General features: G+C 37.0%; 15 protein-coding genes and 1 tRNA gene. 6 read left to right on the forward strand and 10 right to left on the reverse strand.

From position 1 onward, the window contains the following. Positions 1 to 188: 188 nt before the first annotated feature. From serS to P177_RS02660, 3 genes are all read right to left on the reverse strand, one after another. Positions 189 to 1,460 (reverse strand): serine--tRNA ligase, encoded by a 1,272-nt coding sequence (gene serS, locus P177_RS02650; protein ID WP_036151561.1) that lies wholly within the window; start codon positions 1,458 to 1,460, stop codon positions 189 to 191. Positions 1,461 to 1,540: 80 nt separating this feature from the next. Continuing rightward, positions 1,541 to 2,872 (reverse strand): HTTM domain-containing protein, encoded by a 1,332-nt coding sequence (locus tag P177_RS02655; protein WP_036151564.1) that lies wholly within the window; start codon positions 2,870 to 2,872, stop codon positions 1,541 to 1,543. Positions 2,873 to 2,874: 2 nt separating this feature from the next. Next, positions 2,875 to 3,801: a bifunctional riboflavin kinase/FAD synthetase gene (locus P177_RS02660; protein ID WP_036151566.1), complete on the reverse strand. Its 927-nt coding sequence runs from the start codon at positions 3,799 to 3,801 to the stop codon at positions 2,875 to 2,877. Positions 3,802 to 3,854: 53 nt separating this feature from the next. On the opposite strand from P177_RS02660, the gene P177_RS02665 reads away from it, so the two are divergent. Continuing rightward, positions 3,855 to 7,619: a zinc-dependent metalloprotease gene (locus P177_RS02665; RefSeq protein ID WP_036151568.1), complete on the forward strand. Its 3,765-nt coding sequence runs from the start codon at positions 3,855 to 3,857 to the stop codon at positions 7,617 to 7,619. Positions 7,620 to 7,651: 32 nt separating this feature from the next. Then, complete coding sequence (locus P177_RS02670; RefSeq protein ID WP_245232993.1) at positions 7,652 to 8,302, forward strand: hypothetical protein; 651 nt, start codon at positions 7,652 to 7,654, stop codon at positions 8,300 to 8,302. Here P177_RS02670 and pth read toward each other — a convergent pair. The 3 genes from pth to P177_RS02685 all read right to left on the reverse strand — a co-directional run bounded on the left by pth (position 8,299) and on the right by P177_RS02685 (position 10,621). Continuing rightward, complete coding sequence (gene pth, locus P177_RS02675) at positions 8,299 to 8,928, reverse strand: aminoacyl-tRNA hydrolase (RefSeq protein WP_036151571.1); 630 nt, start codon at positions 8,926 to 8,928, stop codon at positions 8,299 to 8,301. The genes P177_RS02670 and pth overlap by 4 nt on opposite strands. Before the next feature lie 86 nt (positions 8,929 to 9,014). Continuing rightward, the gene (locus P177_RS02680) at positions 9,015 to 9,638 is read right to left on the reverse strand and encodes a 50S ribosomal protein L25/general stress protein Ctc (protein ID WP_036151573.1); all 624 of its coding nucleotides are present in this window, start codon (positions 9,636 to 9,638) and stop codon (positions 9,015 to 9,017) included. 41 nt (positions 9,639 to 9,679) lie between these two features. Further along, complete coding sequence (locus tag P177_RS02685; protein WP_036151576.1) at positions 9,680 to 10,621, reverse strand: ribose-phosphate pyrophosphokinase; 942 nt, start codon at positions 10,619 to 10,621, stop codon at positions 9,680 to 9,682. Between the two features lie 194 nt (positions 10,622 to 10,815). Here P177_RS02685 and P177_RS02690 point away from each other — a divergent pair. Continuing rightward, positions 10,816 to 10,895, forward strand: a tRNA-Leu gene (locus P177_RS02690). A gap of 109 nt (positions 10,896 to 11,004) precedes the next feature. Here P177_RS02690 and P177_RS02695 read toward each other — a convergent pair. The 3 genes from P177_RS02695 to P177_RS02705 form a co-directional block, all read right to left on the reverse strand. Next, positions 11,005 to 12,030 carry a DNA cytosine methyltransferase gene (locus P177_RS02695; protein ID WP_036151578.1) on the reverse strand — a complete coding sequence of 342 codons (1,026 nt, stop codon included), beginning with the start codon at positions 12,028 to 12,030 and terminating at the stop codon, positions 11,005 to 11,007. 174 nt (positions 12,031 to 12,204) lie between these two features. Further along, positions 12,205 to 13,566 carry a hypothetical protein gene (locus P177_RS02700; protein WP_036151580.1) on the reverse strand — a complete coding sequence of 454 codons (1,362 nt, stop codon included), beginning with the start codon at positions 13,564 to 13,566 and terminating at the stop codon, positions 12,205 to 12,207. 45 nt (positions 13,567 to 13,611) lie between these two features. After that, positions 13,612 to 14,547 carry a hypothetical protein gene (locus P177_RS02705; protein ID WP_036151582.1) on the reverse strand — a complete coding sequence of 312 codons (936 nt, stop codon included), beginning with the start codon at positions 14,545 to 14,547 and terminating at the stop codon, positions 13,612 to 13,614. A gap of 364 nt (positions 14,548 to 14,911) precedes the next feature. Between P177_RS02705 and dinB the strand changes: the two genes are divergently transcribed. Both dinB and P177_RS02715 read left to right on the forward strand, forming a co-directional pair. Next, entirely contained in the window at positions 14,912 to 16,126 is a 1,215-nt protein-coding gene (gene dinB, locus P177_RS02710) for a DNA polymerase IV (protein WP_036151583.1), read from the forward strand. 772 nt (positions 16,127 to 16,898) lie between these two features. Further along, a complete protein-coding gene (locus tag P177_RS02715; RefSeq protein WP_051941931.1) occupies positions 16,899 to 19,946 on the forward strand; it encodes a DNA polymerase III subunit alpha in 3,048 nt (1,015 codons plus the stop codon). A 221-nt stretch (positions 19,947 to 20,167) separates the two neighbouring features. Here the strand turns inward: P177_RS02715 and P177_RS20180 are convergent, their stop codons facing one another. Next, positions 20,168 to 20,305 carry a hypothetical protein gene (locus P177_RS20180; protein WP_036151586.1) on the reverse strand — a complete coding sequence of 46 codons (138 nt, stop codon included), beginning with the start codon at positions 20,303 to 20,305 and terminating at the stop codon, positions 20,168 to 20,170. A gap of 21 nt (positions 20,306 to 20,326) precedes the next feature. Here P177_RS20180 and P177_RS02725 point away from each other — a divergent pair, with 21 nt between their 5' ends. Next, positions 20,327 to 20,662 carry a transcription termination/antitermination NusG family protein gene (locus tag P177_RS02725; protein ID WP_036151589.1) on the forward strand — a complete coding sequence of 112 codons (336 nt, stop codon included), beginning with the start codon at positions 20,327 to 20,329 and terminating at the stop codon, positions 20,660 to 20,662. The last annotated feature ends 36 nt before the right edge of the window (positions 20,663 to 20,698 follow it).

Raw genomic sequence — 20,698 nt, forward strand, 5'->3', positions numbered from 1 at the left:
TACTAAAATAGTGAATATAGATGTGGTTAGGCGGTAGCGTTAGTAATGAAAAATTGATTTTATCATTTCCATATTTTAGGTATATTTTTTTAATATAAAACGCCGTACAACAGAGGTTGTACGGCGTTTTATTCAATACTATATATTAGAAAAATCTATCAGTTACTAAAAAGAAACACTTTTAGAAATTAATCAATCATATCAAAACCACAATAGGGAACTAATACGTCCGGTATTTTAATGCCGTCTGCAGTTTGATAATTTTCTAGAATTCCTGCCAAAACACGTGGTAAGGCTAAAGAGCTACCATTTAATGTATGAGCTAGTTGATTTTTTCCGTTTTCATCTTTAAAACGTAGTTTTAATCTATTGGCCTGGTATGTTTCAAAGTTAGAAACAGAGCTAATTTCTAACCATCTATCTTGCGCAGTTGAGAATACTTCAAAGTCAAACGTAAGTGCAGCTGTAAAACCTAAATCACCACCACATAGTCTTAGAATTCGGTATGGTAATTTTAATTCTCGTAGAATATTTTTAACATGCTCCACCATACCATCTAAGGCATCATATGATTTAGTAGGGTGTTCTACACGTACAATTTCAACTTTATCGAATTGGTGTAAACGATTTAGACCACGCACATGTGCGCCATAGCTACCTGCTTCTCTTCTAAAACATGGAGTATACCCCGTGTAGGTAATAGGGAAATCACTTTCCTTTACAATAACGTCTCTAAATATGTTAGTTACAGGAACCTCTGCTGTTGGTATCAAATAAAGGTCGTCTGCTGTTACATGGTACATTTGACCTTCCTTATCTGGCAATTGACCTGTGCCATAACCTGAAAGTTCGTTTACCAAATGTGGCACTTGAATTTCAGTATAACCCGCTTCGGTATTTTTATCTAAGAAATAAGCGATTAAAGCACGTTGCAAACGAGCACCTTTACCTTTGTAAACCGGAAAACCGGCACCAGCGATTTTAACACCTAATTCAAAATCTATGATATCATATTTCTTCGCTAGCTCCCAATGCGGAAGGGCGCCTTCAACCAATTTAGGAACATCGCCTTCGCTGAATATTTCTTCATTATCTTCTTCGGTTGAACCTTTTTTTACAGAATCATGCGGTGCATTCGGTAATTGATAAAGAAGGTTTTGTAGCTCTTCTTCTGCCGCGTTTAAATCTTCACCTAATTGTTTAGATTCTTCTTTTAGCTTTACCGTTTGTTCTTTTAATAAATTTGCTTCTTGAACTTTTCCAGTTTTGTACAAAACACCAATTTCTTTGGAAATTTTATTCGATTCTGCCAAAACGTTGTCCAAACTTGTTTGGGCAGCACGTCTGTTTTCATCTAATTGAAGCACTTTTTCAATTAAGGGTTGTGCATCAATATTTCTTTTTCCAAGGGCAAGGATAATATCTTCTTGATTATCTCTTATGGTCTGTATTTGTAACATTATTGAATTGTATTTGACTGCAAATTTACGTTAATCTTATATTTATAGCAGGTACTTTTACGGACTAAACCTGTATTAAACTACTTTTTGGACTTTCCGAAGTTAGAGGGGAGAATCCAGTCGTGATGTTTTGTTTGGTACCATGTCTCTGCCGCCAAATCAGTTTTAGCGTCTATAAAGGGTACATATGGTTTGCGGTTAATACTGATTTTAGAGTTTTCTAGGTATACCGAAACGTTTCTATCTTCTTGTTCAAACTCCTTTTTTAAGTATTGGGCAAACTGCCAAGCAAAATCCGGGTAGGCAAATATTTTGCGTTCTTGACCTCTAGATACATAATCTTTAGGTTTTATGATGAACTCTTCTTTAGTGTCATTGTCAACTACTTTATATCTGCCTTTACCCTGTCTGCTACGTAGCATCATTCGCCAGCTCATTCTATGACCTTCTTCGCTCCATAGCACGTCATCTTTAATGGCATGGTGTCTTATAGGTAATACTAATTGAATTATGAAGTAGATAGCTGCTGTTACTAGAATTGTGTTGCTGTTATTTGGTGTTGAAGAATAGGATGATACAAATGCCGGTTTTGTCTTGAAGAAAATCTTACGAATGGTTTCTGGCTCAAAAAAGAAAACACTGAAGGCAATGGATAAATAAGGGAATATTCCAATCTGAAATATGATGGAATTGAATAGATGAAAGAAAAGTGAGATAAAGAAAGCCGCTTTCCTTGTTGGTTTCCAGAGTAGGGCGGGTACAATAAGTAAATCAAACAAAATACCAACAGATCCAATTATACTATGTATCCACGGTTCTTGTAAAATAGTACCAACTAACCAATAACTTTTTTTAGAATGCATTAATACGGCTATGGTACTAAAATCAAGCCAATCTCCATACATTTTAGCAATTGAGGCGTATACGTAGACAATAAACAATTGAAGCACTACTGCCCATTTTACATAGGCGTACATTGAATTGCTTTCTAGTTCGGGTTTCATTTTAACATCGTAGGACCGACTTCTTTCCGCAGGAAAAAAACACATTATCAATGATATTAATATGAGTAAGTAGTAATGATTGTTATAAGCCGTTTTTTGCATCAAATACGTTGCAGTCCACAGCACGGTAAATGATATGATACTTAATCGATATTTGAACCCTACGGCAATGAAAAGACCTAGTAACCCCATTAATACAAAATAGAAATACATGCCATTACCGGGCAGTGGTTGTAGAAATTCAAAATCTATAAAAGGGAAAGTGTATTTGGGTGAGATTAAATTCCGCTTTACCCAACCAGTAGCAATAGCGCCAAAGCACTCAAGGGAAACGAGAATACCAAAAAATATACGAAAGACAATTAAGGGGCTATTATCTATACGTTGAAATAATAACCTGTTGAGCATAATTACTTATTAATATAATCTAGAGATTTTTCTTTGTCTTTTGCCAATTGTGCTTTGAGAGCATCAATAGATTCAAATTTATGCTCATCTCGTAAACGAACCAAAATATTAACTTGAATTTTTAAGTCGTACAAATCCCTATCAAAATCGAAAAAATTAATTTCTATGGATTTTTCTGTGCCATTTACGGTTGGGTTGTAGCCTATATTCATCATACCGTAAACAATTTTACCGTTCAAGATACTGTTTACAATGTATGCACCGTTTTTAGGTATTAGCTTGTAATCTTCAGCTATTGAAAGGTTCGCTGTTGGGTATCCCAATTGCTTACCGATCCCTTTACCCTTAATGATTGTTCCGGTAAGCATATATTCATAGCCTAGGTAACTATTTGCGGTTTCAATATCGCCGTCTTCTAATGCTTTTCTAATTTTAGTAGAGCTAACTGATACATCGTCAATTTCTTGAGCAGGTATCTCATCTACCGTAAAATCATAAGTGTTTCCAAAGGTGATCAAATCAGTGATGTTGGCATTTCTATTGCGACCAAATCTATGGTCATAACCTATAATCACTTTTTTGATTTTTAACGTGTTTACGAGCAAATCGCGAACAAACTCGGTTGCCGTAAGTCTAGAGAATTCTTTGGTAAAAGGATGAATAATAAGTATGTCAAGACCAAGTTTCTCCAAGATGCCTATTTTTTCCTCTATGGTATTTAATAGTTTTATGTTGGTGTCTTTTTGTAACACCATTCTTGGGTGCGGAAAAAATGTAAGTACCGAAGATTTTAATTCGGTATTCTTGGCATGATTAATGATTTTACTAAGTATTTTGAGGTGACCAATATGTACCCCGTCAAAGGTGCCTATGGTAATGACCGTAGGATATTCTTCTTTGTACTTAGAAATGTTGCGGACTGTAATCACCTGTGATAGAAAATAAAAAGACTTATATTTGATTTTGAGTTAAAAGCCTCTTAATGATTGCAAAATTACGCCTAGTTTTTACAATTACCATAGTATTTCTTTCCTTTTCCGGTTTGGCGCAAACTGCATATTGGAAAAATACGGAATTAAACAATAAGGCTAAACAATTCACTAAGCAACAGTTGCGAGTAAATAAAGGAACGGCTTTTACACTTGATCAGCAACAGTTTATAAGAGCAATTACAAAGAAAGAAGCTTCTAAAATCATTTATTTTCCGGATGAAACTGGTGAGCTTATTCCGTTTTTAGTAGAAGATGCACACCTTTTTTCTGAAGGACTAGCACTTAAATATCCATCTATAAAATCTTATAAGGGTATTGCCTTGCATGATGCTACTAAACAGATTCGATTTAGTGTTTCGGGTAAAGGGATACAAAGTACCATGATGACCTCTGGGGAAAACGGAGCTTTGTTTATGCAAAAATCTGCTGATGATACCTATGTATTGTATCGTAGAACAGATCAAGATGAGCGCGATGTGGATTTTGTATGTAAAACTGTGCCCGAGATCAAAAAATATTCGCAAAACCTAACGGCTAAACTGGTAGACGATCAAACATTAAGAAAGTTTAGGGTGGCAATTTCAGCTTCAGGCGAGTATACAGAGTTTCATGGAGGTACAAAGGCAGATGCTCTTGCAGCTATTAACGCTACGCTTACAAGAATTAATGCAGTTTTTGAGCGCGATTTGGCGATTACCCTAGAGTTGATAGCAAATACGGATCTGGTTATTTATACCAATCCTGAAACGGACCCGTATACGGGTAGTTTAAGTTCTCAGGTTCAAAATACTTTAACTAGTGTAATTGGTGAGGCTAATTATGATATTGGACATCTTTTTAACCAACAGGACAATACTTTAGATGGTAATTCAGGTTTTATAGGTGCCGTTTGTACAGATAGTAGAAAGGGTAGTGGGTATACCACCTTATCTTCACCGGTAGGTGATGCTTTTGATATTGATTTGGTTGCGCATGAAATGGGGCACCAGTTTGGGGCCAATCACTCTTTTTCACATATTTCAGAAGGTACAACAGTACAAGTAGAGCCTGCAAGTGGTACTACCATTATGGGTTATGCAGGCATTACCGGTGTAAATAATGTTGCCTCAAATAGTGATGATTATTTTCATTACGTGAGTATAGTTCAGATAAGGGATTACCTTGAAACTATTTCATGTGGAGAGACAGTGATTCTTACCAATAATCCACCAACCATTACTCCTTTAACAGATTACGTTATACCTAAAGGTACACCATTTGTGCTTACAGGTGAGGCAACCGATGTTGATGCCACAAACGTATTGAGCTATACTTGGGAACAGATCGATAACGGTATAGTTACGCAGGCTACATTTGGTCCAGACAACCCTGCAGGGGCAAATTTTAGGTCTCTACCGCCAAAACTAACTCCAGAACGATATTTTCCCAGTTTAAATAGAATTTTAAATGGCGAATTAACGCAAACAGTACCGACCTCAGGTTCTGCTTGGGAAACGCTGTCTAATATTGGTCGTGATTTAAACTTTTCATTAACGGTAAGAGATAATGCTTTAAATGGCGGGCAGTCAGATTCTGATGAAATGACCGTATCTGTAAGTAATGAAGCCGGTCCTTTTTTAATAAGTTCGCAAGCTACAGAAGAGTCTTTTGAAGCTGGATCTATACAAACCATTACTTGGGATGTTGCCAATACAGATATATCACCCGTAAACGCTGAAAATGTTTCAATATTTTTATCTACAGATAGTGGGGTCACTTTTCCTATTGTTCTAGAAGAGAATACTTTGAATGATGGTAGTCAGGTTGTAATCATACCAAACATTACCACTAGTACAGGGCGTATTATGATCAAGGCAGATAATAATATTTTCTTTGCTGTCAATGATGCTAATTTTTCCATTACCCCATCAGAAGTCGTACTTAATTTTGAAGAGGTAGTTTTTGATATTTGCAAGCCCAATGATTTAAGTATTGATTTCACTTATGAAACTGATTTGGGTTTCGATGAAGAAAGTACGTTTAGTGTGGTTGATTTGCCTATAGGTATTACAGCCACTTTTACACCTGCAGTCGCTGATGTTGACGATACGTTGGTTACTGTTGATTTTGAAGGTATTTCTACCGTAGATGCCGGTATTTACCCTGTTAGGGTTTTGTCTAGCGCAGATACGGTTACAAAAGAAATTACATTACAGTTAAGAATTTATGACGATGAATTTGAAGAAGTAGTTCTAATTTCTCCTGTAGATGGTTTTGAGAATGCCTCTACAGATGTGATGCTGGAATGGGAAACATCTTTAGGGAACACTCTTTACGATGTTGAAATTTCAGATGATGCTACTTTTACAAATATTATAGAATCGAGTACCGTTAGTGGAAGCTCGTTCTCCCCTATACTTATAGATAATAATAGCACTTATTTTTGGAGGGTAAAACCAAAAAACGATTGTGGTGAAGGTGTTTTTAGTGCTCCGTTTAGCTTTTCCACGGTACAGTTTAATTGTGCTACAAAAAGTGCTTCAGGTATGCCAATTGCCATATCAAGTAGCGGTACACCGGTTATTACTTCAAAAATCGTGTTTTTTGAGGATTTACCAGTTGCAGACATTAATGTACAGCTTGATGTAGAGCATACCTTTTTGGCTGATTTGGTCATTAGCCTTACATCGCCTGCGGGTACAACGGTAACCTTGGTTTCAAATTCTTGTGGAGATTCAAGAGATATCAATGCCACTTTTGATGATGATAGTCCAGCTTTTATGTGTTCTGTAAGTCCAGGTATTAGTGGTTCGGTGAAGCCTTTGGGGAGTTTAAGTTCTTTTAACGGGGAGTCTATTCTTGGTGAGTGGGTTTTAGAGGTTAAAGATAATGCCCCTTCTGACGGTGGTAGTTTAAATTCATTTGTTCTTGAAGCTTGTGTTGAGGGAGACTTTAGACCAGATGCAGACAATGATGGAGTATTTGATGATGGTGATGATTTGTGTCTAGGTACTCCGGCTGGTCAAGAAGTAGATGCTTCTGGTTGTGCTATCTATCGCTTTCCGGCAGAGAATTTTATTATTAGTTTGGAAAGTGAAACATGTAGAGATAATAATGACGGTTCGTTATCTGTAGTACCCAAATTGGCACTTGATTATCAAGTAGTAGTTACCGGTAACGGATTAAATCTAACCCAGAACTTTTCAAATGCGTTCAACTTATCTAATCTAGCGTCAGGTACTTATACGTTATGCATGACAGGGACAGATGGTGTCATAGCTTATCAACAGTATTGTGTTGAGGTGCAGATTACCGAGCCTTCGCCATTAAATGTATCTTCTAGAGTGGCAGCAGATGGTTTTCATGTAACGCTTGAAATGAATGGTTCATCATTTTACACAATAGAATTGAATGGCGTAGCTGTACAAACGGAAGAATCAACAATAGAGTTGAATTTAAATAAAGGACTAAATACGTTAAAGGTTTACACAGATATTCCTTGTCAGGGCGTTTATGAAGAACAGATCGGTTTTTATGTAGAGCCGGTAGTGTACCCAAATCCAGTGAAAGATATTGTAGAGGTCTATTTAGGTGCACAGCAAGAAGAAATAACTGTAAGTGTTTTTAGTGCCGATGGCAGATATGTTTTTAATAAAAAAATCATGGTGATTGGTGGGGTAATGCAATTAGATTTGAGTTCACTTTCTACAGGTATTTATTACCTGAAATATGAAGGTAGAACTATTAAAGGAACTTCTAAGGTAATTAAAGAATGATGCGTTTTTCAGTACTTGTTATATGTTTGTTTATGGCCGTAACAAGCTGTAAAAAGAAAGGTTCTGGCAATCCGCCAGAAGCGGTTCTTTTGGTGTTTCCAGAAGAAAATTCTGAGTGTACCACAGGTGTTAGTTTAGGAGAGGAAACCAGTCAAGTAGAGTTTAGGTGGAATTTAGCAGATAATACGGAGACCTATGAATTGCGCGTAACCAATATTGCAACAGGCACAGTTCAAACCATTGTGTCAGCTTCAAGTTCAGCTAAGTTGCCATTGGCTAAAGGAGAGCAATTTTCTTGGTTTGTGCGCTCTAGAAACGGTGAAGTCGAAGAAACGGTATCTAGTCAAGAATGGTATTTTTACAATGCCGGTTCTAGGTCTACATTTGCACCATTTCCTGCAACTATAATTACTCCTGCTTCATCAGAAAATGTGTTTAAGGATATCAACAACGAGGTGGAGCTATCTTGGTCTGCGTCTGATTTAGACAATGATATTGCTAGCTATGAGGTGTATTTCTCAGTAGAAACACCGCCAATAGATTTAATTAGAGAACTATCATCGACTGTAACAAGTATAAAAGTTTCAGTGACATCAGATACTGTATATTATTGGAAAGTCATTGTAATCGATGAAGAAGGTAATAGATCAGATACTGGGGTGTATACTTTTAAAGTGCTTTAAGAATTATTGAATTGATTCATGGTCCTTACTATTCCGGCTAGTGCAAATGAATTAATGATTTCCGCCGATTTTTTTAAACGTTCAGGCATTAAAGCTTTTTCCTCATCGTTCCATTGTCCCAAAACATATTCCACCTGTCTGCCTTTGCCAAAATCTGCTCCCACGCCAAATCTATACCTATTGTAAAGAATGGTTTGAAGAAACAGCTCTATATCCTTTAACCCGTTATGGCCGCCATTGCTTCCTTTCGTTTTTATGCGGATAGTACCAAATGGTAAATTGATGTCATCGGTTATCACTAAAACATTGCCTTGAGGTATTTTTTCTTTATCCATCCAATACTTTAAAGCTTTACCGCTTCGGTTCATGTAAGTAGATGGTTTAAGGCAAATAATTGTTCTCCCTTTTACTTTATAAGAACCTATATCACCAAGTTTAGCGGTTTCAAAAGTAAAGTCATTTACTTTGGCTACTTCATCCAGTACTTTAAAACCTATATTATGGCGGGTTTCTGCATATTCTTCTCCTATATTGCCAAGGCCAACGATTAAAAATTTCTTCATGGGGTCTTTTTCTTCTGTAATTATGTTCTGGTTATTAAAAAGAGATTTTAAAAACGGGAACATGGGTAGTTTCATTTAGGGTGTAAAAATACAAAAGCATCCTGATACAAGTACCAGGATGCTTTAATGTATAATTTAGACTTTTAAGACTATTCTTGAGCAGCTTCTTCAGATGCACCTTCAGCTCCTTCTTCTCCTTCTTCATCTTCATCATCGGCCACAACAGCGGTACGAGCAGTTTTAACTTGTACAACAACTTGACTTTCTGGGTGTAAGATGGTGAAATCTTCACTCAACAATGATGCTACAGAAATATTTTGACCGATTTTCAATTTAGAAATATCGACGTTAAAGAAATCTGGTAATTTGCTTGGTATAGCTTTGATTGCAAGTTTACGTTTTCTGAACAATAAACGTCCACCATTACGTACACCTGGAGAATTTCCTTCTAATGTTACAGGAATATTCATAGTAACCATTTTATCATCGAATAATTGATAAAAATCAATATGGATGATGGCATCTGTTACAGGGTGAAACTGAATATCTTGCATGATCGCTTTAACTGAAGTTCCGCCATCCAATTCAATTGCAACTGTGTGTGCATTTGGAGTGTAAACCAAATCTCTGAACGCTAGTTCATCTGCTGAAAAGTGTAATGGTTTTTCCCCTCCGTATACCACGCAAGGAACCTTTCCAGCATTACGTAGGGCTTTAGTTGCCTTTTTGCCCACGCTTTCTCTTTCTGATCCTTTAATTGTAATTGCTTTCATTATATATATAAAAAATTAATATTCTTGTTTTGCTTCTAATCTTACATTAAGAACTTAGAAGATATAGAGTTATTGTTATGAACCTTATCCATTACATCTGCAAATAAATCGGCACAACTTAAAACTTTAACTTTGTCACTTTTTACCTCTGCCGGAATTGAATCTGTAATAATCAGTTCCGTAAGTTTTGATTTTTCTATTTTCTCATATGCATCTCCCGATAATAGACCGTGAGTAGCAATAGCCCTTACGCTTAAAGCGCCTCTTTCCATCATTAGGTCAGCTGCTTTGGTCAAGGTGCCTGCAGTATCTACCATATCATCTGCTAAGACCACATTTTTACCTTTTACATCACCGATCAATTCCATGTGAGATATAACATTGGCTTTGGCTCTTTGCTTATAACAAACTACCACATCGCTATCCAAAGCTTTAGAGTAGGCATAAGCTCTTTTTGAACCGCCCATATCTGGTGAAGCTATAGTAAGATCTTTTAAATCTAGATTTTTTAAATAAGGTAAAAACAATGTAGATGCAAATAAGTGATCTACAGGTTTTTCAAAGAAACCTTGTATTTGGTCAGCATGTAGATCCATAGTGATAATTCTAGTGGCACCAGCTGTTTCCAACATTTTGGCAACTAGTTTAGCTGCTATAGGTACTCTAGGTTTATCTTTTCTGTCTTGTCTTGCCCAGCCAAAATATGGCATAACTGCTGTAATATGACGTGCAGATGCTCTTTTGGCAGCATCTATCATCAACAACATTTCCATTAAATTTTCTGGACCAGGGTGTGTTGAGCCAATTAGGAATATTCTTGTTCCACGAATAGATTCTTCAAAAGAAGGTTGAAATTCACCGTCACTATATCGGGAAAACGATATTTTGCCTATTTCGGCACCATATGCTTTGGCAATTTTCTCCCCTAAGACTTTACTTTGGGTACAAGCAAATATTTTTGGTTGTGGAACTTGGTATGGCATATCTTTGTTTATTGTTTTCCAAACAGTTACTTGGTTATTCAGTTTAAATACCTTGTTTTTTAGAAGGTGCAAATTTAAAGATTAATTTTGGTTGCTATTGCATAAATATTGATATTTTTAGTGGTGGATAGAAAATTATTATTTAGTTTTGCAGTCCTGTTTTGATAACAAGCCAGTTTTAGCTGGTGAAATATGCTCGAGTGGCGGAACTGGTAGACGCGCTGGATTCAAAATCCAGTTCTTCGGAGTGCGGGTTCGATTCCCGCCTCGAGTACTTCTAAACCCTCTTAATCATTTGATTAAGAGGGTTTTTTTGATTTTACGGGGTAATTTAAAGGGCTACGTTTATGCTAATTATAATTGAATTCACCTTAAAGCATCATTCATTTTACCCTTTCAATTTTCGATAATTTATGCTCATTTGCCTTTAATTGAGTCATAATACTTTTGGCTAAAAACTTTGCTAGGTTGACAGGTACTGCATTACCTATCATTTTATAACCTGCAGCTACTTTTTTATAATGAAAAATAAAATCGTTTGGGAACGTCTGTATTCTGGCGCATTCTCGTACGCTTAGCCTTCTGTAAAGTTGTTCTTTACCTGGTACAAAAACTCTAACATCCTTTTCTATTAGCTTCATTTTTGGTGCCTGCGGATGTATAGGTGCATGCCTGCCGCCTGCTTGTATGGTAAAAGATTGCTCGTCCCAATTACGGACGCGATTTCTAGACATGAACATAGTAGAAAAGCCACCTATCATATATTCATGATTAGGTATAGTACACTTATTGCCATTGGTGTTATTGAACTCTAAAGCGGGAATGGCTTTTTTATCTAAATCACCTATGGCAGATTCTAGTGTTATTTTTGGGAAGGTTTCGGTAGGGAATTCATATTTGAAACCTAAATCTTTTCTAATGCCTATAAAGAACACTCTTTTTCTGTCTTGCGGTACATTATAGTCAGATGCGTTGAGCATTTTAAAAGATAGGTCATAACCTACACCTGCATTTTTTAGCAGTTTTTTAATTCCATCAAGTGCAGTACTATGTTTGCCAATAAGCATTCCGCTCACGTTTTCTGCCAAAAAGAATTTGGGTTGTTTTGCTTCAAGTATCCTTATAAAATCATAGAATAACTGTCCTCTTTTATCTTGAATGCCTCTTGCAGCCCCAGCTGCACTCCAACTTTGGCAGGGTGGACCTCCAATAATTCCGTCACAATCAGGTACATCATCCGCAGGTATATCAACTATACTTCTTTTGTCAAATGTAGTATCAGGGTGATTCTTCTGGTAGGTTTCCCAAATATCCTTATCATATTCATTTGCCCAAATGACATTAAAACCGGCTTGTTCAAAACCAAGATCTAAACCACCTGCTCCCGCAAAAAAGGATACTATATTCATTTTTTTTATGCTATTCTTTTTAATCTATGTTTTTCAAATAAGCCATCGAAAAAACATCACACAAAAATACATTTTAGAATTACAAAACGCTTTTAATTCAACCATCTATTTTACTCGATAATCTAGATTTAAAAGTTTCCATGCTAGTGTCTAAATATCAATTATGTTTTCAATTTAATAGCTCGTGGACTTGTCCCCAAAGTTAGCTACTTGGATGGTTTCTTTCTTACGTATAATATCTGCTACATTATTTTCAAAAGCCTTAACGGTAGTTTGGTCTTTAATTACTAGATGCATACCTACTTCACAATGAATTCCACTATAACTCAAATCTGGCATGTTTTTGAATTTTGGGATTTTTACATTGTCTAAATAAATAAATTGGGTGGGCGTAAAGTTGAAAGAGCAATATATAAGTATGTTATCTATGATAATATATTTAGAATGTATGTTTTCATTAACAAAGTATTCTGCATTTTCAGTTTTAGCGATCTGACTGAAAAATTGCTGAAAATTATGAGGGTTTGCAGGTCTTCGGAAATTTGACTTTTTAAATTTGTCCGCATCTTCAGCTAAAGGAGCAAACGTTTGTGATAGGCAAGTAATCTTTACACCTTTGTTTGCCATACCAATAACTTCGCCTAATATACCTTTGCGGGTTTCATTCTCTTTAATGGTAGAATGATGTTTTGCGTTAAATTCATAATTGCATGCCGCTAAATGCTGAGCACAAACAATAATCCTTTCTTTGGCTGCACAAATATGTTCTGATATTTTCTTCTCTAAAAGATGGGCAGAATTGTCGTAGAATGGTGCCGTAATACCTACCAAATCTGAATATTCAAATTCTAATTTCTCGTAAGTGTTACACGTAGTATCTAAAGATGCTTTGTAGTTTTTAATGGGAATGGAGTTCCTAATTAAATTCTTGTAAAAAATTTCAATATTTTCCTCATAAAATGGTTCATCTTCTACACTAATCATTGATTCGTTTTTCACTAAATCTCGTACTGCTAAATTAGAGGAGCTCATTAGCATTATATAGCCACTTTTCTTTTTAATGTAAGCGGATTTAATATGTAATGAATAGGGTAGAGCACCTCTTGAGAATTTTTTAACGCGCGCACTTCTAACGTATAAATGCGGAAAAATATATAGATTGAAATTCTCGTGTGATGTAGTTCTATACATCTCCCCAAAAATCTTTCTAGCTAAATTGTATTTAGAGAAACTTTTGCTAGACTTCTTTCCCGTTACTAGATTTTCTATATTTTTTGGTTTGGAATGGTCATAACCTTCTAGCGGAATAGTTATGACATTCACAGTAATGCCACCTGCAGCTACTTCTTTTAAATAGTCATGCAAATGTTGGTTGTTGTACAAATACCATGATATATTGATTTCTTCAATGTCATTTTTCTGCTCATCAATGGTGTCAATAAACTTTTGTAGGAGTAAGGGAGAGCCACCTTGTTCATAAAAACCAAATTGGTCTTTATAGTTTTCAGGTTCATCAAAAAATGAATTAAACGGCATTTATGTTTTAACTGGTTGTTAGAACGTAATAATACGCAGTTTTAATTACTTTACACTAATCATTACTGCCTCGCAACTTTTTAAGTCTGAGTTCAATACTATGTTTTCAGATTTTTCACCATCTGATATTTCAACCGAAACGGTGTTTGGGGGCGAGTCTCCTAAATTATGTGCATAAAGAAATAAATCGTTTGGTTTATTTGGATCTAACTTAATTTTAAATTCTTTTTTCCAATAGGTTAAATAGTACTTTTTAACTACTTGCACACCGTTTAGGTAAATAGAAACGATATCACCATCTTGCCTGCCGTGATCCCAAATTTTAACTGTGATATTTTCAGATTCAAAAGCAAATTCTTTGGTGTATGAAATTTTTCTACCATCAAAGCTATCTCTAACTTCAGGTTTGTTATCAAGTTTCTTATCTGTTTTGCTTTCAGTATTTGGCTCAGGATTGTTATTGATTTGGACAACAGCAGTTTCTTTGGTTGTTATCTGTTCTTTTACTTTTTTCTTTGCTTTAGATTTAGATCTTGACCGTTTTTTCTTGGATGTTTTTGTATTAACATTTGCCAGTTGTTGTTTTTTCTTTCTTTCGTCAGATGCTGCATTAATAATCGAGAAAAAGGGGGTAACCTTTTTAGCAATGTTAAACTTATCATCTGGGAACAACTCTATGGCAACTACTTGGTACCTATTGCCAGATCCTATGTTTTTTGCCAATTCTATTCCGTCTTCAAAACCGTCGTTCTTAAAAGAACCCAATTCTTGCACTACCATTTCATTACGTACCAGAAAAAAGCGAATAGATTTACTGGTGTCAATTTTTACGGTATTCCACTGTAATGCAATTTTGTCTGGAATATTCCAGGCAGTATTTTCATTTGGGGAAACAATATTTATTGTAGATACATCTTGCGAAAAACTATGAGTTGATAATAGTAATAGTGCAGATGAAAGTATAAAATGGATTTGGCGCATAAGTAATGTCTTATCTCAAAGATTGTCTTGAATAATTAGTAGTTCAAGACCTGTATAATCTACAAGATGTATGGCATATAACGAAAAATTATAGCGAATAATATAACCTTTTGCGCCTTTTTTAGGTTTAGGAGGCTAAATCAGTTTCTTTTCTACCGCAACCTTGATCAATGATGCTGCATTGGATACTTCTAGCTTCTGCATTAGATTGCGTTAATGGAGTGGTTTGTTCTGAACCCTGTCACCGTTAGTTGGGTGACAGGTTTTTTTAATGTTCATAATTTTTCAATGTTAAAAAATGGAAATAATCCTAATAATTGGAAATAATCCATAATTTAGCTATCCCGAATTTTGAAGGATAGTTATGAGCAAAACCATTTTACATATCGATTTAGATACTTTTTATGTTTCTGTAGAACGATTAAATAATCGTGAGTTGCAGCATAAGCCTTTGTTAGTGGGCGGTACCGGAGATCGCGGAGTAGTAGCGGCGTGTAGTTATGAGACCCGTGGCTTCGGAGTGCATTCTGGTATGCCTATGAAAATGGCGCGAGAACTTTGCCCCGATGCTGTCGTAATTCGTGGTAATGCGGGTGACTATAGTAAGCACTCAGATATAGTGACCGAAATTATAAAAGAGTACGTACCCGTATTTGAAAAATCGAGTATAGATGAGTTCTATGCAGATCTCACTGGTATGGATCGTTTTTTTGGTTGCTACCAATATGCATCAGAAATGCGGAAGAAGATTATCAATGAAACCGGACTCCCTATTTCTTTCGGATTATCAGCTAATAAAGTAGTTTCTAAAGTAGCCACGAACGAGGCGAAACCAAACAATCAATTAAAGATAGATGAGGGGTTGGAAAAACCTTTTTTGGCTCCGTTATCCATTAAAAAAATACCAATGGTGGGTGATAAGACTTACCAGACTTTACGGAACCTGGGCCTGCGACAAGTCCGGACGGTACAAGAAATGCCCATGGAGGTAATGCAAAGGGTGTTGGGTGCTAATGGCGGAGTAATATGGAAGCGTGCTAATGGAATTGATAATACGCCTGTAATTCCGTTTTGCGAGCGAAAATCAATCTCCACGGAACGCACTTTTAATAAAGATACTATTGATGTAAACAGACTACGTGGTATTCTTATCGCAATGACCGAAAATTTGGCATATCAATTACGACGTGGAGATAAGTTAACGGCTTGTATTTCAGTGAAGATTAGGTACTCGGATTTTAATACTTATTCAAAGCAAATGCGGATTCCCTATACCAGCGGAGACCATATTCTAATACCTAAAATTTTAGATCTGTTCAAGACCTTATATAACCGTAGGTTGTTAGTGCGATTAATTGGTATACGTTTTAGTCATTTAGTATCGGGCAATTATCAGATCAACCTGTTTGATGATACTGAAGAAATTCTAAGTCTTTACAACGCTATGGACAACATTCGTAAACGCTACGGTGACAAAAGTGTGCTGCGAGCATCGGGTATGGGAGCAAAAACAATAGGAAGAATGCATAACCCTTTCAACGGATTGCCGCCTGTTGTGTTGGCGCATAGAAAAATCTAGTTGTTGGTTGTCGGTTGTTAGTTGTTGGTTTTTGGCTGTATGTTTTGGGGGTGATGTCCGGTCGAGCGCAGTCGAGACCTTTTTTAGTTGTTGGTTGTTTGTTGACAGTTGATGGTTCTTAACGGTCTGTTGTTGAGGGGTTTTGAAACCCGTTCACTGAGCGTAGCCGAAGTGAAGTATTGTTTAAGAAAGGAGAAAAAAGAATATAGAATATAGAGAAGAGAGGGAGCGCGATGCGCAGCACGCTGAGCGCCACACGCAAAGCGCAAAAAAAAGCACACTGCGCATAGCGTCATGCGAACAGCGAACAGCGAAAAAAACGAACAACCGACAACGAACAACGAACAACTAAAAAGAGGAGGCACGACGAAGTGATTTGCTGAATTGGGGTGACAATGATTATCCCTAGTACCCATTTTCGGCAGATTGCTTCGGTGAAAATACCTCGCAAAGACGACACCCGTTCACTGAGCGTAACCGAAGTGAAATGTAAAGGGAGACTAGATGTTAGAAAAGAGAATATAGAAAGTAGAGAAGAGAGGGAGCGCATTGCGCAGTACGCCGAGCGCCACACGCAAAGCGTAAAAAAGCGCACTGCGCATAGCGTCAAGCGTCATACGAACAGCGAACAGCGCCTAGCGCAAATACGAACAACCAAATGCGCAGCACGCTGAGCGCCACACGCAAAGCGCAAAAAAATAGCGTACTGCGCATAGCGTCAAGCGAACAGCGCAAACACGAACAACCAACAACGGAGAACCATCAACCAAAAATGTACCTAAACTGCCACACATACTACAGCCTTCGCTACGGGACTTTCTCGGAGATTGAGCTTTTGCAATTGGCAAAAGATCATGGGGTAACGCAATTAGTACTGACCGATATTAATAATACCTCTGCTTGTTTAAATTTTGTTCGTAAAGCGTCTGAATATGATGTGCGGCCTATTTTGGGAATCGATTTCAGAAACGGAGTAGAACCTTGTTTTGTAGGTGTTGCCAAAAATAATGAAGGATTTTTAGAACTCAATGATTTCTTGTCGCATCACATTCACAACGAAAAGAAAATTCCAGAAATCGCTCCGCAGTTTAAAGAGGTGTTCGTTATCTATCCGTTTGAGAAAGTACTTCAGCATGAAAAGAAAACTTTTGCCGAACATGAGTTTATAGGGGTTTCTGTTAACGAGCTAAAGCGACTTCGGTTTTCAAAATTATTGGAGCAGCGAGATAAAATTGTGCTATTACAACCCGTAACATTCAGAAATAAGCGCGATTTTAATGCACATCGTTTACTACGTGCCATTGATAATAACACTTTGCTGAGTATGTTGTCGGTAACAGAGCAGGCTCGTGATGATGAACACATGTACGCGATACCTAATTTGGCGGCGTATTTTTCTGAACATAGTTTTATACTTGAAAACACCCAGCGGTTAATGGATGCTTGTTCCATTTATTTCGATTTTACTACAGACCGGGAACCTCAAAATTTGAGCAAGTATTTAGGAAGTACAGAAGAAGATGAACTATTCTTAGAACAACTGTGTCAAGAAGGCTTACCGCTCAGGTATCCTGATATAAATCAGGCGGTATTGGACCGCTTGGAGAAGGAGCTGTACCTCATTAAAGAAATGAATTTTGTCTCTTACTTTCTTATCAATTGGGATATCATCACTCATGCCAGAAAGCAGAATTTCTTTTATGTGGGTAGGGGTAGCGGTGCCAATAGTATTGTGGCATACCTGCTTTTTATTACCGATGTAGATCCCATGGAGCTGGACCTGTATTTTGAGCGTTTTATTAATCTGTATCGTGTAAATCCGCCCGATTTCGATATTGATTTCTCGCATCGCGACAGACCGGTGATGACGCAGTATATTTTTAACCGATTCGAAAATGTTGCGCTCTTGGGGACCTATGTTACTTTTCAATCTAGGGGAGTAATCAGAGAGCTAGGCAAGGTATTCGGGCTGCCAAAAGATGAAATAGATCTATTGTGTAATGGTAATGTTGAGGCGAGTAGATTAGATAATATATCGGCTTTGGTATTGAAATACACGCAACTATTGCATGGCATGCCCAATTATTTGAGTATTCATGCAGGCGGAATTCTAATTACCGAAAAACCCATTCACTGGTTTTCGGCAACCAATATGCCCCCAAAAGGATTTCCCACCACACAGTTTGATATGGTGATTGCCGAAGATGTCGGTATTTTTAAGTTTGATATTCTTGCACAACGCGGACTCTCAAAAATAAAAGAGACGCTAGATATTTTGGAACGCGACCGACCAGAAGAATTTGCCAAGTTTGATATTCATGATGTCAAGGCATTTAAAAAAGACCCGAAAGTCAATAATTTGGTAAAAACTGCGCAGTGCATGGGTTGTTTTTATGTGGAATCTCCCGCTATGCGGATGCTGTTGAAAAAACTAGAGGTAGATACCTATTTGGGTCTCGTAGCGGCAAGTTCTATTATTCGCCCAGGAGTGTCTAAAAGCGGAATGATGCGCGAATATATTCTTCGCCATCGTAACAAGGGTAGGGCAGAAGAATTGGCGCATCCGGTAATGTTAGAAATTATGCCAGAGACATACGGAGTTATGGTCTACCAAGAAGATGTGATAAAAGTAGCCCATCATTTTGCCGATTTAGATTTGGGCGAAGCCGATGTGCTACGGCGTGGTATGAGTGGTAAGTTCCGTTCACGGGAGGAGTTTCAAAAAGTGCAGGATAAATTTATGGATAACTGCCGTAAAAAGGGATATGCAGAAAAGCTCATTCAAGAAATTTGGAATCAGGTAGCAAGTTTTGCAGGCTATGCATTTGCCAAAGGGCATTCGGCATCGTACGCTGTAGAAAGTTACCAAAGTTTGTTTTTACGTGCCTACTATCCGTTAGAATATATGGTGGCGGTGCTCAATAATGGTGGCGGATTTTATAAGCCCGAATTCTATGTGCACGAAGCCCGTATGTTAGGGGCAACAATTCATCCGCCTTGCGTAAATAGGAGTAATGCGGATAATCGTATCTATGGAAAAAATCTGTTTTTAGGATTGGGTTATTTACGGGAATTGGAACAACGGGTGATGGAACGTATTTTAAAGGAAAGATATTTACATGATGATTTTAGGTCCTTAGAAGATTTTTTGGATAGACTGATCATCTCCATAGAACAAGTCAGTATTTTAATACGAATTGATGCATTTCGATTTACGGAAACCAATAAACACGAACTATTATGGAAAGCACATTTGTTTTTGAATAAGACCAAAAAGATAGACCACCCGAAATTATTTGCACCACGGCATCAGCATTTTCAGATTCCTTCATTGTACAGTACCAATTTAGAAGTGGCTTTTACGCAATTAGAATTGTTAGGGTTTAGTTTATGCAGTCCGTTTGAGCTTTTGGTAGAAGCACCATTAAATAGTTCTGGGAGTAAAGATTTAGAGCGGTATTTAAATAGGAATATTGATATCTACGGATATTTAATAACGGTAAAGCGAACCAGAACACAGAAAGGTAAAGCCATGTTCTTTGCCACGCTGTTAGATCAACAAGGGCAAGTTTTTGATACCGTGCTGTTTCCGCCTGTAGCAGAAAAATATATGTTCAGGGGAAGAGGAATTTATAGATTCTACGGTAAGGTAGTTAGCGAGTTTGGCTTTTTAAGTATAGAGGTTATTAAACTTCAAAAACAAGATTATATTCAAGACCCAAGATATGCCGATATGAAAACCAGTGTTAAGGTTTTTGATCAAAAGAAAACGGGTGAGAAAGCAGGAGCGAGAGAAGAGAATATAGAAGTTAGAGAATAGAGGAAGCGCCGTTCGCTATGCGCAATACGACACGCGCTCAGCGTAAAATAATCACCTTGTTAAGGGTTAAGCACGAGTTGAAAAGCACCCCGGTTATCGCGTTACGAGGGAAGCGTAAAAGAAATTGTTGTGTGAAGCGCTCAGCGCGAGGCGAAAAGCGCACAGCGTTTAGCGTCCAGCGCAAAAACCATCAACCGACAACCAACAACTAACAACCAATCTCAAAAAGCCTCAAACACATATCCCAATAACCAAAATAATATCAAGAACACAAAAAAGGTTCCAATACATCCACATTTACCACCGCCTATTTTTTTGGCACCATACCAAGCACCAAAGAATTGTATTAGTTTTTTCATGGGAACAATTTACATGATTGTTTGAATGTTTTTGAATTAAAAAGTAGCTTAAATAATCTTTCACATGTTTTAAAAATTGATTTTGGTATGCTTTTAGCTTATGATAGAATAGCAATATTTACCCGTAAACATCGTTATCATTTCACAATACATTATGGTAGATACACAGTGCCAATATGTAATAATTTTAAAGCAACTAACCAGTCCCCTTTTTTAATGCAGCAAGGTAATTCAACTCATATAAATTCATTAAAATGGTTTGTTTTAGTCGTTAAAACAAAACGAGAGAAGCAAGTTGCTGAAATTTTGGAACGTCACGGATTTGAAATTTACTGCCCGGTAAAGAAAGAAGTGTAGGCTTCCCTAAAAATAGGACAGTACATAATTCGAACT

Source organism: Maribacter forsetii DSM 18668, assembly GCF_000744105.1.
Lineage (GTDB): Bacteria > Bacteroidota > Bacteroidia > Flavobacteriales > Flavobacteriaceae > Maribacter > Maribacter forsetii.